The sequence below is a fragment of the Amycolatopsis sp. 505 genome, assembly GCF_031625235.1.
In the GTDB taxonomy this organism is placed as follows: domain Bacteria; phylum Actinomycetota; class Actinomycetes; order Mycobacteriales; family Pseudonocardiaceae; genus Amycolatopsis.
In genome coordinates this window covers 87,843-102,561 of sequence record NZ_JACKQP010000006.1, presented here as the reverse complement: position 1 = coordinate 102,561, position 14,719 = coordinate 87,843, and the positions used below count along the sequence as shown (strand labels likewise).

The 14,719-nt window shown below is 70.3% G+C and carries 12 protein-coding genes; 5 read left to right on the top strand and 7 right to left on the bottom strand.

Annotated elements, in window-relative coordinates:
* Positions 1-45: 45 nt before the first annotated feature.
* Positions 46-354, bottom strand: coding sequence for a hypothetical protein (locus H5965_RS22875; protein ID WP_310972165.1), 309 nt, complete (start codon positions 352-354; stop codon positions 46-48).
* 16 nt (positions 355-370) lie between these two features.
* A complete protein-coding gene (locus tag H5965_RS22870; RefSeq protein ID WP_310972164.1) occupies positions 371-1,705 on the bottom strand; it encodes a histidine kinase in 1,335 nt (444 codons plus the stop codon).
* A 300-nt stretch (positions 1,706-2,005) separates the two neighbouring features.
* Here H5965_RS22870 and H5965_RS22865 point away from each other — a divergent pair, with 300 nt between their 5' ends.
* From H5965_RS22865 to H5965_RS22845, 5 genes are all read left to right on the top strand, one after another.
* The gene (locus H5965_RS22865) at positions 2,006-2,677 is read left to right on the top strand and encodes a VC0807 family protein (protein WP_310972162.1); all 672 of its coding nucleotides are present in this window, start codon (positions 2,006-2,008) and stop codon (positions 2,675-2,677) included.
* A 39-nt stretch (positions 2,678-2,716) separates the two neighbouring features.
* Entirely contained in the window at positions 2,717-3,910 is a 1,194-nt protein-coding gene (locus tag H5965_RS22860; RefSeq protein WP_310972161.1) for a macrolide family glycosyltransferase, read from the top strand.
* Positions 3,911-4,052: 142 nt separating this feature from the next.
* Positions 4,053-5,039: an ABC transporter ATP-binding protein gene (locus H5965_RS22855; RefSeq protein WP_310972159.1), complete on the top strand. Its 987-nt coding sequence runs from the start codon at positions 4,053-4,055 to the stop codon at positions 5,037-5,039.
* Positions 5,036-5,851: an ABC transporter permease gene (locus H5965_RS22850; protein WP_310972157.1), complete on the top strand. Its 816-nt coding sequence runs from the start codon at positions 5,036-5,038 to the stop codon at positions 5,849-5,851. Before H5965_RS22855 ends, H5965_RS22850 begins: the two co-directional genes overlap by 4 nt.
* Positions 5,852-5,916: 65 nt before the next feature.
* Positions 5,917-6,576, top strand: a complete 660-nt coding sequence (locus H5965_RS22845; RefSeq protein ID WP_310972155.1) for a response regulator transcription factor — start codon at positions 5,917-5,919, stop codon at positions 6,574-6,576.
* A 200-nt stretch (positions 6,577-6,776) separates the two neighbouring features.
* Here the strand turns inward: H5965_RS22845 and H5965_RS22840 are convergent, their stop codons facing one another.
* The 5 genes from H5965_RS22840 to H5965_RS22820 all read right to left on the bottom strand — a co-directional run bounded on the left by H5965_RS22840 (position 6,777) and on the right by H5965_RS22820 (position 14,633).
* Positions 6,777-8,006, bottom strand: a complete 1,230-nt coding sequence (locus H5965_RS22840; protein WP_310972153.1) for a DUF222 domain-containing protein — start codon at positions 8,004-8,006, stop codon at positions 6,777-6,779.
* A gap of 51 nt (positions 8,007-8,057) precedes the next feature.
* A complete protein-coding gene (locus tag H5965_RS22835; RefSeq protein ID WP_310972152.1) occupies positions 8,058-9,110 on the bottom strand; it encodes a DegT/DnrJ/EryC1/StrS family aminotransferase in 1,053 nt (350 codons plus the stop codon).
* A gap of 2 nt (positions 9,111-9,112) precedes the next feature.
* Positions 9,113-10,471: a glycosyltransferase gene (locus H5965_RS22830; RefSeq protein WP_310972151.1), complete on the bottom strand. Its 1,359-nt coding sequence runs from the start codon at positions 10,469-10,471 to the stop codon at positions 9,113-9,115.
* Between the two features lie 5 nt (positions 10,472-10,476).
* A complete protein-coding gene (locus tag H5965_RS22825) occupies positions 10,477-11,505 on the bottom strand; it encodes a GDP-mannose 4,6-dehydratase (protein WP_003069872.1) in 1,029 nt (342 codons plus the stop codon).
* 275 nt (positions 11,506-11,780) lie between these two features.
* Entirely contained in the window at positions 11,781-14,633 is a 2,853-nt protein-coding gene (locus H5965_RS22820; RefSeq protein WP_310972150.1) for an AAA family ATPase, read from the bottom strand.
* Positions 14,634-14,719: the final 86 nt, after the last annotated feature.

Below are 14,719 nucleotides of genomic sequence, written 5' to 3'. Positions count from 1 at the left end.
AACCTAGGTGACTACTGCACGGACCGTAACCCTTAAGTTTCCGCGCTAATTCCGCGTGACGTCCAGGCTGGCTTCGCCGCCGCGGATCTCCCCGAGGTGCAGGTGGTAGCCCAGGAAGTCGAGATCGACACCCTGGAAGAGCGAAACACTGATGCCGTTGGACAGGAAGGTCACGGAATTGTTGTCCACCTTCTCGACCGCCAGTTCCTGCCCGCCGAGGTCCACCTTTCCCCCGCTGACGAGGTTGAAGTGGCAGGAGCGTTCCGCACACCCCAGATCGATCAGATGATCGCACCCGGCCACCGAAAGAGAAGTGACCACGGCGAACAGGCACACCACAATCGCTCGACGCATTATGATCCCCCTGGAATTATTCGACACTGCCTTCCGACGGAAGCACGTACGGAATCATGATGGTGATTTCGGTGGGGCCGCCCGGCGGGCTGGAACATTCCAGGACGCCGTCGAAGGCCGCGATCCGGCGCTGGACGCCGGCGAGGCCGGTGCCGCGGCTCGAGTCGGCGCCGCCCTTGCCGTCGTCGGCGACGACGACCCGCAGCGTGCCCGGCCGGTGGGTGACGCTCACCCGCACGCGCTTGGCGGCCGCGTGCTTGGCCGCGTTGGCCAGTAGTTCGGCCACCGAGAAGTAGACGGCCGACTCCAGGGCCGCGTCGGGGCGGCCGATCAGCCCGACCTCGACGTCGGTGGGCACCGGCGCGTCCATCGCCAGGTCCTCGAGCGCGGCGCCGAGGCCGCGGTCGGCGAGCATCGGCGGCTGGATGCCGTGCACCAGCCCGCGCAGCTCCCGCAGCGCCGCGGCGGACAGCTCCCGCGCGCCGGCCAGCTGCCGCCGGACCTCGTCGAGGTCGGTGTCGAGCAGCATCTCCGCGGTGCCGAGCGAGATGCCGATCGCGATGAGCCGTGCCTGGGCGCCGTCGTGCAGGTCACGCTCGATCCGCCGCAGCTCGGCGGCCTGGGCGTCGATCGCCGCGGCCCGGGTGGCGAACAGTCGCTCCACCCGCCGCGACAGCAGCGCCCGCTCGTCCGGCGCCAGCAGCCACCTCGTCCAGGTTTCGTGGAGGCCGACCGCGCCGGGCGCGGCCACCAGTCCCAGCACGAGCAGCGCCAGCCCGGCGACGACCGTCGCGGCGATGCCGGCCGGGGTGCCGACCGGCAGCGGGAAGTACCACGCCCCCGCCGGGAGGTGCGGCGCGGTCAGCGGCGCGACCAGCAGGAACGCGCCGAAACCGGCGAGGGCGACCGGGACGGCCGCCAGCAGGCCGCCGGTCAGCGGGTTGACCACCAGCCAGGCCAGGTCCCGCCAGGTGGCCGGGTCGGTGAAGAACCAGCGGCCGCGCCGCTGGGCCAGCGAGACCCAGCGGAACTTGTGGAAGTCGTAGCCGTTCCAGTACCAGCCGTTCTCGGTGCGTTCCAGCGCCGGCAACGGCAGGTACGGCGATTCGACGGCCCGGCCGTAGAGCGCCGGCGCGCATTTGCGGGAAAGCACCGGCAGCAGCCGGCAGGCGGGAATGGCCACCAGCACGGTGAGCCCCGCGGCGGCGACGTATTCCGGCAGCCAGAACAGCGCGGGCAGCGTGAGAACGCACACCTGCACCGCGGCGAACAGCACGAAAACGACCAGCCGCGCCATTCCGGCGACACCCCGCCGGACGGCCGAGGCGCTGCGCCGCGGAATCGTCGACATCGGCAGATCATACTCGCCACGGGACAGTGTTCCCGGTCGGCTCATCGCGTCCCCCATCGTCTCCAGGGGGCCGGACCGGCCCTCTCGCACTCGAGGTCGGTCCAGTCTGGACGCGCCCCGAAGGGCCGCACAATCGGCCAAGCCCACTCATAGGGGTATAGGAAGCCATACCCCTATGTTCGGTCTAACAGGCTCACGCCGACCCGGATCGCGACACTACCGTTGTCCCCGGAGCAGCGCCACGACGCAAGCGAATGGCGTTCCGCAAGAGAACGAACTCGCGAACCACCAGGAGCAGCAATGAACGAAGCCGGCATTCAACGCACGCAGGCCGACGCGCCGTCGCACGGGGAACCGCGCAACCCGCGGCTGGCGCTGTTCGCTTCCGCGGCCTTCGACCTGATCGTCCCGCTCGCCGTCTACTACATCCTGCGCCAGAACGGCGTCCCGCTGTTGACCGCCGCGATCATCGGTGGCATCGTCCCGGTGGTCCGCACCGTGTACGTCTTCGCCCGCTACCGCAAGATCGACGGGCTCGGCCTCTTCATGGTGACGATGATGGTCATCGGCACCGCGGTTTCGCTGATTTCGGGTGACGCACGGTTCTTCTTCGCCAAGGACGGCTGGCTCACCGCCATGTTCGGCATCTGGATGCTGATCACGCTGTTCTTCGAGAAGCCGTTCTTCCTGCACGCCGGGGTCAGCATCGCGCGCACCAAGCGCGGCGGCGCCGGCGCCGAGGTGTGGGAACGCCGCTGGGACACCGAGCCGCGGATGCGCCACGGGCTGCGCCTGCTGACCGTCGTCTTCGGCGTCGGCATGATCGTGGACGCGGTCGTGCGCGTGGTGCTCGCCTACACGCTGCCGCTCGACGACATCAACCTGGTGACGACCGTGCAGTGGATCGTGGTCCTCGGCGGGCTCATCGGCTTCATGGCCTACTACACCCGCAAGCACGACCTGCGTGCCTGAGGGCCTCCGGCCGTCCACCGCAATCCGAGGAGCTTTCCCATGGCACACATCGCGCTGCTGACCATCCCCGCGTACGGGCACGTCATGCCGACGCTGGACGTGGCCGCCGAGCTGGTCCGCCGCGGGCACCGCGTCACCTTCGCCACGACGGACCAGTTCGCCGGCCTCGTGGCGCCGACGGGGGCGCAGGTGCTGCGGTACGAGTCGTCCCTGACGCCGAAGCCGCGCACCGAGGACCCGCCCGCCGACTTCGCCGCGTGGCTGCCGCTGGTGCTGGTCATGGAAAGCACGGCGACCATCCCGGTGTTCGAGGCGGCCTTCGCCGAAGACGTCCCGGACCTGATCCTCTACGACCGGACCGTGTACGCGACCGGACGGGTGCTCGCCGCGAAGTGGGGCGTGCCCGCGGTGGAGCTGTTCCCGTCCTTCGCCTACAACGACCACTGGTCGCTGGCGAAGTTCCTCGGCGAGGAAAACGGGTTCAGCGAGGAACACCCCGCCCGCGTCGCGTTCCGGGAGAAGATCGCCGAGCTGACGCAAGCCCACGGCGTCCCGGCGATCTCACCCGCGGACTTCGCCATCGGCCGCGAGGAGTTCGCGCTCGCCTTCGTGGCCAAGGAATTCCAGTACGAGGGCGAGACTTTCGACGACCACTTCGCGTTCATCGGCCCGTGCCTGGGCGACCGGACGTTCCAGGGCGGGTGGCAGCCGCCGTCGGACGGCAAGCCGGTGCTGCTGGTTTCGCTCGGCACGGCGTTCAACGACCGGCCGGACTTCTTCCGGGCCGTCGTGGCGGCGTTCACCGGCGAGGACTGGCACGTCGTGCTGTCGATCGGCGCGCTGGACCCGGCTTCGCTCGGCGAGCTCCCGCCGAACATCGAGGCCCACGCGCAGGTGCCGCAGCTGGCGGTGCTGAACCACGCTTCGGCCTTCATCACCCACTCGGGCATGGGCGGGACGATGGAGGCGCTGTACTTCGACACGCCGATGGTGGCGCTGCCGCAGAGCGTCGAGCAGGCCGCCGTCGCCAACCGGGTCGCGGAACTCGGCCTGGGCACGAATCTGGCCGGCCGGGAACCGACGCCGGAGCTGCTGCGCGACGCCGTCAAGACGACGGCGGCCGACGAGCGCGTGCGGTCCGCCGTCGCCGCGATGGGCGCGAAGGTGCGCGCCGCCGGTGGCGCGGTCCGCGCGGCCGACGAGCTCGAGCGGCACCTCAAGCACACTTCCTGACCCGCTGGTTCGGCAGAACCAGCCGCCTGTGGGGAAGGGCCGAGGTTGTCCCCCAGCACCACGGCCCTTCCTCACCTCCCCCTGCCCTTTTCCTTCCTTTTCCTGCCCTTTTCCTGTCCGCATTGATCCCTGGAGGCCCGGCGTGCCGGACGCGGTGGTGGTACGGGACCTCGTCAAGAGGTACCCGAAAGCAGAACGGCCGGCGGTGGACGGCCTCGGGTTCACCATCGCCACCGGCGAGGTGTTCGGCTTGCTGGGTCCCAACGGCGCGGGCAAGACGACGACGGTCAGCATGCTGACCACCCGCGCGCTGCCGACGTCCGGCCACGCCGAGGTGGCGGGCATCGACGTCGTCAAGCACGCGACGGCGGCCCGCCAGGCGCTGGCCGTCGTGCCGCAGCGCAACAACCTCGACCAGTCGCTGACCGTGCGGCAGAACCTGCTGTTCCACGCCGCCTACCACGGCATGGGCCGGGCGCAGCGGCACCGCCGGGCCGAGGAGCTCATCGAGTGGATGGGCCTCGGCCCGCGGGCGAAGGCCCGGGTCGACGAGATGTCCGGCGGCCAGGCCCAGCGCGTGATGATCGCCCGCGCGCTGATGCACCAGCCGAAGGTGATGTTCCTCGACGAGCCGGCGACCGGGCTCGACCCGCAGTCGCGGCTGTTCGTGCACGAGCGCGTCGCCGAGCTGACGGCCGAGGGCGTCACGGTGGTGGTCACCACGCACGACATGGAGGAGGCGGCCAAGCTGTGCGACCGCGTCGGCATCGTCGACCGCGGCAAGCTCCTGGCGCTGGACACGACGGACGCGCTGACCCGGTCGCTGCCCGGCAACACGACGCTGACCGTGGGCGTGAGGCTGGCGGAGTCGCCCGCCGACGCCGTCGGCAAGGAACTGGAGCAGGTGCCGTCGGTGGAGCGGGTCGAGCGGCTCGCCGCCGCCGGCCGGGCGGCCGCGGACGAGAACGCCGTCCAGTTCCGCCTGTACACCGAAGCCGAGCCGGCGTCGCTGCTGCCGGGCGTGCTGGCGGTGCTGGGCCGCGAGCGGTGCGAGGTCACCGGTATCTCGTTCGGCAAGCCCACCCTCGAAGACGTGTTCATCTCCATCACCGGACGGGACCTCCGATGACCGCCGCCACTGCCGCTCAGCCACTGCCGCAACCACAGCCCGGCCAGGCCCGCGCGTTCTTCGCCGTGCTCGGCCGCGACTTCTTCGTCACCGGCCGCGAGCTGCTGCCGTTCCTGGCCCAGATGCTCATCCAGCCGCTGTTCCTGTTGTTCATCTTCGGCAAGGTGCTGTCGCAGATCGGCTACGCGGGGGCCGGGTACGCCCAGGTCCTGCTGCCCGGCATGGTGGCGATGAACGCGTTCACCGGGGCGTTGCAGAACACGGCGTTGCCCCTGGTACTGGACTTCTCGGTGACCAGGGAGATCGAGGACAGGCTGCTGGCGCCGCTGTCGATCCGCCTGGTCGCGGTGGAGAAGATGCTGTTCGGCGCGATCCGCGGCATCATTGCCGGCCTGGTGATGATCCCGATCGGCTTGCTCATCCTCGACGGCGTCCACTGGAGCCCGGCGGCCCTGCCGGGCGTGGCGGGAGTCGTCGCCCTGGGTTCCCTGGCCGGCGCGGCGGTGGGGATGGTGCTGGGGACGATCGTGCCGCCCCGCCACATCAACCTGGTGTTCACGATCCTGCTGGTGCCCCTGATCTTCACCGGATCCGGGCAGTTCCCCTGGCTGAGCCTGTCCGGTTTGCGTTGGTTCCAGGTGATTTGCGCGGCCAATCCGCTCACGTACGTCTCGGAGGCACTGAGGCGGCTGGTGATGCCGGACCAGGTCCAGTCCATCCCGCTGTGGATCTCCCTGCTGGTCATGGTGGTGGCGACGCTGATCTTCGGCGCGTTCGGCATCCGGGGCTTCCTCAAGCGCGCACTGGACTGAAGGGCTCCGGTACGGTTGGGCCACCCAGCCCGGCCCCGCCCGGCCCGGAATCCCAGGAGCGGTTCGTGCGCGTAGTCCTCGCGGAGGATCTCTACCTGCTTCGAGACGGCATGACGAGGCTCCTGGAAGCACACGGTTTCGAAGTGGTGGCGGCGGTGGGCACCGCGCCGGAGCTGCTGAAGGCGATCGAGGACCACGCACCGGACATCGCGGTGGTGGACGTCCGCCTGCCCCCCAAGTTCAGCGACGAAGGAGTCCGCGCGGCCCTGGAGGCCCGCCGCCGGCGTCCAGGGCTGCCGGTGCTGGTGCTGTCCCAGCACGTGGAGCAGACGTACGCCCGAGAGCTCCTGGCGGACGGAGCGGGCGCGATCGGGTACCTGCTGAAGGACCGGGTGCTGAACGCGGACCAGTTCGTCGACGCCCTCCGCATGGTGGCGGCCGGAGGGACGGCAATGGACCCGGAGGTCATCACGAAGCTCCTGGCGAGCAGATCGCGCCGCGACCCCCTGGACGCGTTGACACCCCGCGAGCGCCAGGTGCTGGAGCTGATGGCGGAAGGCAGGTCCAATGCGGCGATCGCCCAGCGGATGACGATCAGCGAGGCCGCGGTGGGCAAGCACACGGCGAGCATCTTCACGAAGCTGGACCTGGCCCAGCACGAGGACGACAACCGCCGGGTGCTGGCGGTGTTGACCTACTTGAGCAGCAAGGTACGGCAGGGCTAGGTGCTCGGGCCGACTCGCGTTCCTGAACAGCCGCGTCGTGTGACGGAGGATCGGCCGGCTTGCCCAGGCGGTTGGCCGACGTGACGGAGAAGGCATCACACGCGACTGGAGCGGCATCTCGCGGCGTCGCCGGCCTTTGAGGACAGCCTGCGCGCGTGGGTGCGGGCCCGCGGCCGTGTGGCCGCGGGCCTTTCCCGTGTTCAGGCTGCGAATGGCAGCGGTTCGTGGAGGTTGTTGCGCCGGGGTTTTCGGCGCCGGTCCAGGAACGTGGGTGGGAGGAATTCGGGCAGCCCGTCGGGGGCGATGCGGACCTCCCAGCCTGAGCGGTGCAGCAGCCGGTGGTGGTGGGCGCACATCAACACCAGGTTGTTGAGATCGGTGGGGCCGCCGTCGGCCCAATGCCGGATGTGATGGCCCTGGCAGTGCCGCGGTGGGCGGTGACAGCCGGGGAACGCGCAACCGCGGTCGCGCAGGAACAACGCCCGGCGAAGCCCGGCGGAAATCAAACGGCGAAGGCGACCCAGGTTGAGCGGTTCACTCTTCGCACCCAACACCGCCGGAATGACCATGGCGTCGCAAGCGTGCACCCGGGCTTCGGCGGCGGTCATAGTCCCGGTGTCGCCGAGGGTCGCTGCGCCGGTGCCGGACTGCAGGTCGGCGAGGGAGACCGCGACCATGACATGAGCCCGTTCCCCGGCCTGCATCGGCAAATCCGGGGAATTCAGAGCCAGGTCGACCGCGTCGGAGAACGCATCGCCATAGCGCTGCGGCATCGCGCGGTGGTCGGGACCGTCGTCGCCGGTGCGGCGCTCGGCCAGGGCATCGAGCAGGGCGCTGGCCCGGGTGCCGGTCTCATCGTCGAACTTGCCGTTCAACACCCAGACCCCGGATCTTCGGCGACGCAGGAACAACTCCCGCGCCGGGACGACCGGTTCGGTGTCGTCGGGTTCGGCGCCATCGGGGTTGAGGTGGGCGAGGATGCGGGCGCCGAGGACCGCGACCTGCTTGTGCCCGGCCTCGGCCGCGAACGCCAACAGGTCGGCCTCGACGCGGTCACGATGCTCAGGCGGCACCTCGGCCAGCACCCCGGTGATCGTGTCGATCATCGGAGCACTCAGCGACCCAGACAAGGCAGCAACACCCGTGCCCGGCGCCAACGCTGGGATCGGGGTGCCGTCGAGAGCGCGACCCGGATTGACCAAGCGGGCACGCTTCACCAAACGTTCCGCCGCCGACCTCGGAAGGTCACCGAGATGCTCCAGCAACCGAGCGACAGACCGGTACCCGAACACCTCCATCACCCCACGCTGCTCGATCTCCACCACCAGCGCCCCCAACTCCGCCTCAGCAGACCGCATACACGCGAGCAACTCACCGAGACGGTCGGCGAAAGCCACCGCCTCGGCAGACGAAGAACCACTGTCGGACATAGATCAAGATTACCGACCATCGAACACAAGTTCATCACTCGATCGGGCGGATCAGCTGTAGAACTTCCGCACCCGCGAAACGATGTACTCCTGATCATCCTCCCCCAGCGAAGTGTACGTCGGCAGGTACAACCCCTCCTCCGCAAACCGGTTGGCCCGCAACGAAGGCCACACCGGATCCAGGTACATCGGCTGCCGGCTCATCGGTTTGAAGAACACCCGCGTCTCGATGCCCTCCCCGGCAAGGAAAGCGCGCAGCTCGTCCCGGCGCGAGCACAACAAGTCGTACATCCACAGCACATCCCGCCGCGGCATCAAGCGCACCCCGGGAATGTCCCGCAATCCAGCGTCATAACGCGCCTCGATCGCCGACCGCAGAGCGAGGATCGAGTCCAGCTGGGCCACCTGCGCCGTCGCCACCGCGGCCTGCAGGTTCGTCATGCGGAAGTTGTACCCGAGCTTCTTGTGCAGGAACGTGTGGTCCCGGTTGAACGCCATCCCCCGCAGGTGCTTCATCTGCGCCGCGAGCCGGGCGTCCGACGTCAGGCAGATCCCACCCTCACCCGAGGCGATGATCTTGTTGGCGAACAACGAAAAGCACGCGACGTCCCCGACCGGGCGCACCCCGTGCGCCTCCGCCGAGTCCTCCACGACACGCAGGTTGTACTCGTACGCCAGCTCCATGATCGCATCCATGTCACACCGGCGCCCGTAGATGTGCACCGGCATGATCGCGCGGGTGCGCGGGGTGATCTTCGCCTCGATCAGCGACACGTCGATGTTCAGATCGTCGCCGCAGTCGACGAACACCGGAGTCGCTCCCGTGTACGTCACCGCCCAGGCCGAGGCGATCATCGTGAACTCCGGGACGATCACCTCGTCCCCCGGGCCGATCCCCAGCGCCCGCAACGCCAGCGTCAGCGCCGTCGTCCCGGACGAACACGCCACCCCGAACGACACCCCGTTGTACGCGGCGAAATCCGACTCGAACCGCTCCACATACGGGCCTTGCGAGGAGATCCAGCCGCTCGTGACGGCGTCGGTGACGTTGGCCAGCTCGTCGCCGTTCAGGTACGGCTGGGACACCGGATACTTGACGGACATGCCTATCCCTTCCCGAGAGCGGCCAGCACGGTGTCGGCGGCGGCACTCAGGCCACCCGCCGCGCGGAAGCGGTCCGCCCAGTCCTCGGCCCGGGCCGTGAACTCCTTCTCCTCCAGCACCCGGCGCAGCTTGGCCACGATCGCGTCCGCCGAAATCGTCTCCTCGTACGAGAGGACCAGCCCGCAGCCGCTGTCGAGGACCCGTGCCGCGTGGTCGTGGCAGTCCATCCAGAACGGCTGCACCAGGCCCGGCTTCCCGAAGTAGATCCCTTCGTACGCGCTGTTGCCGCCGCCGTGGTGGTAGTAGACGCGCACGTGCGGGTGGGCCAGGACGTCGAACTGGGACGGCACCCAGTTCTCCAGCCGGACGTTCGGCGGCAGGTCCGCCGGCAGCAACGCGCGCTGGGCCTTCGGCAGCTTCCACAGCACGTGGTGCTCGGGCCCGATCCGCCGCGCCGCCTCGGCGATCGCCGACACCTGGGGCGCGGTCAGCCGCATGTGGGTGCCGAACGCCAGGTACACCACCGATTCGTGCTCGTCCAGCCAGGCCGACAACGCCGGATCCGGCGTCACCGCCTCCGGCAGCGGGGGTACCACGGGCCCCACCATCCGCAGGTGCGACGGCGCCGCGTCGAACGGGTACTCCATGCCGAACACCGAATACCCGAGGATCGCCCGCGCGCGGTCGGCGTAGCCGGACTGACCCGCCGTCGCGTTCGCGATCCCGGCTTCCTTGCGGGCCTTGGTGAACTGCATCGCCGGGACCTTCGTCAGCATGCCGTGCAGCAGCCGCAGCCGGAACCACAGGTTCGCCAGCTTCTGCCGTCCCGAAAGCGAGCGCGGCAGCCCGGTGTTCGGGCTCGGGTAGCTCAGCGGCAAGCGCTCGGCGAAGATTTCGCTCACCGAGATCGGCACGCTGTAGACGTACGGGACCTCCCGGGCGATCGCCGCGTCGGTCGGATAGACGCTGGAAGAGTCGATGACCATCAGCGCCGGTTTCACCTCGTCGACGACGGCCAGCGCGCGCTCGTACATCGTCACCATGATGCTCGCGTCGGTGACGCCGCTGAGGTAGGCGACGACGTTCTGCGGCCGCGCGGTCAGGCTGCCCGGCTTCGCGGGCTGGGTCGCCGCCGCGTAGAGGTCGGGGTGCCATTCGCCCGGCGGGCGTTCGAGCCGCTCCCCGAAGGAAACGAACCGGACCGGGTTGGTCGCGGAGATCGCCTCGACGTCGGCGCGGCGGTCCTCTGTGGACGCGAAGTACAGGTCCGGCACGCCACGGCGGGCGAGTTCCCCCGCGATGACGAGGAGCGGGTTGATCATGCCGGCGTCCGCGATCGACGCGAACAGGATGGGCGCCACGGCCGTCACCAGCTCCCGGCGAGCATCAGCTCGCTGTACTTGTGCTCGTTCGATGCCTTCCGCAGGTCGGCCTCGACCATCATCCGCATCAGCTCCTCGAAGTCGACCGACTGCTTCCAGCCGAGCTCGGCGCGGGCCTTTTCCGGATCGGCGCACAGGGTTTCGACCTCCGCGGGCCGGACCAGGGCCGGGTCGATGACCACGTAGTCGCGCCAGTTCAGGTCCACCGCGTCGAAGGCGATCTGGACGGCGTCGCGGACCGAGTGCATCTGCCCGGTGCCGACCACGTAGTCGGTCGCCGTCTCCTGCTGCAGCATCAGGTGCATCGCGCGGACGTAGTCGCCGGCGAAGCCCCAGTCGCGGACCGCGTCCAGGTTGCCCAGGTACAGCTTGTCGCGCATGCCCAGCTTGATCTCCGCCACCGCCATGGTGATCTTGCGGGTGACGAACTCGGCGCCGCGGCGCGGGGACTCGTGGTTGAACAGGATTCCGGACACCCCGAACATGCCGAAGGATTCGCGGTAGTTCTTGGTGATGAAGTGCCCGTACGTCTTCGCGACGCCGTAGGGGCTGCGCGGGTGGAAGATGGTCTGCTCGTTCTGCGGGGTCTCGGCCACCTTGCCGTACATCTCCGACGACGACGCCTGGTAGAACCGGATCCCGCCGCCGGTCGGGCGGGACTTGTCCAGCCCGCACACCATCCGGACCGCTTCGAGCACCCGCAGCACGCCCATGCCGTTCACCTCGGTGGTGAGTTCGGGCTGCTGCCACGACATCGGCACGAACGAGATGGCCGCGAGGTTGTACACCTCGTCGGGCTGCACGAAGTCCACTGCGGACACGAGACTGACCTGGTCCATCAGATCCCCCTCCACGAAGTGGAGATCGGAGACCAGCCTGCTGATCCGCGACTTGCGCGGATTGGCCTGGCCGCGCACCAGGCCCCACACCTGGTAGCCCTCGGCCAGCAGGTGCTCGGCCAGGTACGACCCGTCCTGCCCGGTGATTCCGGTGATCAACGCACGCTTCGCCATGGATGTGCCTTCCTTGCCACGTCACGAGTACAGCTCCCGCCGTGGCGTCGTCCGGCCGCCGTGCGAGCAGCTCCGGAGTACCTCGCCGCCGCGAAAATCGCGCCGGATCCGGTGCCCGGCAACGACGTCCACGCTCGCGGGACACCGGTTCTTTGTCAACGAATCGGGCGCCAAGTCAGTGGCCCCACCGGGAAACCTAGGGGCGCACCTATAGGGGTCCGCGGAAGCGGAAGAGCCGGGACCCCGTAACGGGATCCCGGCTCCGGTGACGTCCGTCAGCGGACCGGCGGCACCGGCCTCAGTGGACGGCGCACCGGCGGGGCAGGCGCCCGGTGGTTGACCGCCACCGGCGGCCGGGGCACGCCCGGCAGGCGCTCCTGCTGCTCCGGCACCCGCAGCTGCGGCTCCGACGCCAGGTCGCGGCGCCGGCTGACGCTCAGCTTGCGGTACACGCGGGTCAGGTGCTGTTCCACCGTGCTGACCGTGATGTAGAGCTGGCTGGCGATCTCCCGGTTGGTGTGGCCGCGCGCGGCGAGCCAGCCGACCCGCTGCTCGGCGTCGGTCAGCAGCTTGACGTCGGCCGGGGCGACCCGGCCGCGGAGGGAGACCACCACGTCGTCGTCCCCGCCGTCGAGGAACGTCTTCCGCAGCAGCTCCGCGCCGCATTCCTTGGCCAGCACCCGGGCGTCCCGGGCGGCCGTGCGCGCCGTGGCCGGGTCGCCGCCCGCCCGGCTCAGCTCGGCGAGCGTGCGGGCCAGTTCCAGCTTGGCGCCGGACTTCTCGAGCACGTCCACCGCTTCCTGCATCAGCTTCGGCCGCCGCGCGGGGTCGGCCACCAGCGCCAGGGTCCGCAGCGTGATGCCGCGGGTGCGGTCGCCGCAGTCCGGGCCGAGCTTCGCCGCCTGCTCCTCGGCGAGCTGACGGGCCTTCTCGCGGTCACCCAGCTTCAGGTGGACCTCCGCGGCGCTGGAGCGCCACGGCACGAGCGACGGCTGGTCCAGGTCCCACCGGGCCATCTGCTCCCCGCAGGCGAGGAAGTCGTTCAGCGCCGTCGGCAGCCGGCCGGTCGCGAGGTAGTAGTGGCCGCGCGCGTGCAGGTAGTGCAGGCCGAACCGGGTCTCGCCGAGCGCGTCCGGCACCGGCTGGTTGAGCAGCTCGGCTGCTTCGTCGAACCGCCCCATCTCGGTCAGCGCGGCCAGCAGGGTCGCCAGCGGCGCGCCCACCCCGATGCCCCACGCCTCCGGGGTCATCTTCGTCAGCGCGATCTTGGCGTCGCGGGCGGCGAGCGGCAGGTCGCCCTGCCGCAGCGCGACCTCCGCGCGCAGCTCCGCCAGCGACGCCTGCCAGGTCGGCGCCGGGCGGCCGGCGGCCTGCGCCATCAGGTGATCCGCCCAGGTCGCGGCTTTGCCGAGGCGCTCGGCGTAGACCAGTACCGTCGCCGCGAACACCAGGTGCCGGAGGGTGATGTCGGTCATCCGGGTGCCTTCGAGCACCTGCTCGGCGTCGAGCACGGCGGCTTCGGACGGGCCTTCGCGGACCGCGCTGGTCAGCGCGTCGATCGCCTTCTGCTGCGAGTTCACCGAGAGCCCAAGCTGCGGGGACGGCGTTTCGTCGGTGATCGAGGCGAGCATCGGCCCGATCAGGTGCCGCATCCCCGGCACCGAGCTGGCCAGCCACGCGTCGAGCGTCAGCAGCTCGCCGCGGGTCCGGCGGTCCCGGCAGTCGACCAGGTCCCCGAACGCCTTCGAGATCTCCACGGCTTCGTCGACCCGGCCGAACCAGAGCAGGAACTCGAAGATGCCGACGACCCGGATGCCCGGCAGGTACCCGGCGCGGGTCGCGTGCACCAGCTCCGGCAGCCGGCGCATCGCCTTCGCCGGGGTGGTCCGCCATTCGATGTCGGCCAGCGACGCCTTCGCGATCGCCCGGTCGCGGTCGTCGGTGCAGCAGCGGCTGGCCATCGCGACGCACGCGCGGGCCAGCTCGACGTCGTCCTCGAGCAGCGCCGCCTCCGACGCCTCGGACAGCAGGTGCTCGGTCCACGGCTCGTCCAGGTTCGCCGCCACCACGTGGGCGGCGATGGCGGTCGGCCGGGCGCCCTGGTCGAACAGCAGGCGGGCGGCCTGGCCGTGCAGGGCGGCCCGGACCCCGGGGTCCAGCTCCTCGAGCACCGCGACGCGGGCTTCGGGGTGCCGGAACCGGTGCCCGTCGAGCACGCCGGCCGACTCCAGCGCCCGGCGCACCGGCTCGGTGGTGGCCGGCGCGAAGGAGACCATGCCGCCGGCCAGCGCGATCTGCGACTGCTCGTCGTCGCCGAGGACGGCCAGCGCCCGGGCGAGTTCGAGGGCCCGCGGTTCGCTGGAGTGCAGGCAGCTGAGCACGGCGTGCCGGTAGGCGGCGCCCGCGACGACCTCGCCCGTGCCGGCCGCGCGGGTGTCGTGCACCAGCGCCGTGGCCAGCAGCGGGTTGCCGCCGCTGACCGCGAAGCACTGCGCGGCCAGTGCGTGGGCCTTGCCCTCGTCGAGCTTGCCGGCCAGCAGGACGCCGACGCCGTTGCGGGACAACGGGGCCAGCCGCAGCTGGCGGCAGTGCGGCCGCCGCATCAGGTCGACGTGACGGACCGGGCGCCGCTCACCCGGGTCGGCCCGCTCGGCGAGCAGCACGAGCACCCGGGCGGGGCGGATCCGCCGGGCCATGTGCTGCAGGAACTGCAGGGACGCGGGATCGGCGTGGTGGGCGTCGTCGACGCAGACGACCAGCGGGCTCTCGGCCGACCAGCCGATCACCGCGCTGGAGAGGCGGTGCAGGAACCGGCTGTCCAGCAGCGTCGCGTCGGCCTCGGCGTCCTCCACGTACGCCGACACCTGGTCCGCGATGTCCGCGCGGACGCCCGGCGTGTGGACCAGCTGCGAAACGACGCCGAGGCCGACGGCGGTTTCGGACCGGGCACCGGACGCCGACAGGACGACCGCGCCGGTGCCGGCGGCCTGCCGGCCGAAGGTTTCCAGCAGCGCGGTCTTGCCGCTGGCGACCGGGCCGAGGACCAGGGCGACGCCGCCGGCCCCGGAGTGGGCGTCGGTGAGCATCTGGCTCAGCGTCGCCGTTTCGAAATCACGTTCGATGAGCATGACAGGTACTTCCCCCAGGAATTCGTTGCCTGTTGGGTTCGGCTGATCCACGCTCCGCGTTGCGGCCGCCCCAGACGGGCCGAACA

Coding starts and splice junctions, on each gene's coding strand:
- H5965_RS22875 (WP_310972165.1), bottom strand. CDS start 354: ATGCGTCGAGCGATTGTGGTGTGCCTGTTCGCCGTGGTCACTTCTCTT.
- H5965_RS22870 (WP_310972164.1), bottom strand. CDS start 1,705: ATGTCGACGATTCCGCGGCGCAGCGCCTCGGCCGTCCGGCGGGGTGTC.
- H5965_RS22865 (WP_310972162.1), top strand. CDS start 2,006: ATGAACGAAGCCGGCATTCAACGCACGCAGGCCGACGCGCCGTCGCAC.
- H5965_RS22860 (WP_310972161.1), top strand. CDS start 2,717: ATGGCACACATCGCGCTGCTGACCATCCCCGCGTACGGGCACGTCATG.
- H5965_RS22850 (WP_310972157.1), top strand. CDS start 5,036: ATGACCGCCGCCACTGCCGCTCAGCCACTGCCGCAACCACAGCCCGGC.
- H5965_RS22840 (WP_310972153.1), bottom strand. CDS start 8,006: ATGTCCGACAGTGGTTCTTCGTCTGCCGAGGCGGTGGCTTTCGCCGAC.
- H5965_RS22835 (WP_310972152.1), bottom strand. CDS start 9,110: ATGTCCGTCAAGTATCCGGTGTCCCAGCCGTACCTGAACGGCGACGAG.
- H5965_RS22825 (WP_003069872.1), bottom strand. CDS start 11,505: ATGGCGAAGCGTGCGTTGATCACCGGAATCACCGGGCAGGACGGGTCG.
- H5965_RS22820 (WP_310972150.1), bottom strand. CDS start 14,633: ATGCTCATCGAACGTGATTTCGAAACGGCGACGCTGAGCCAGATGCTC.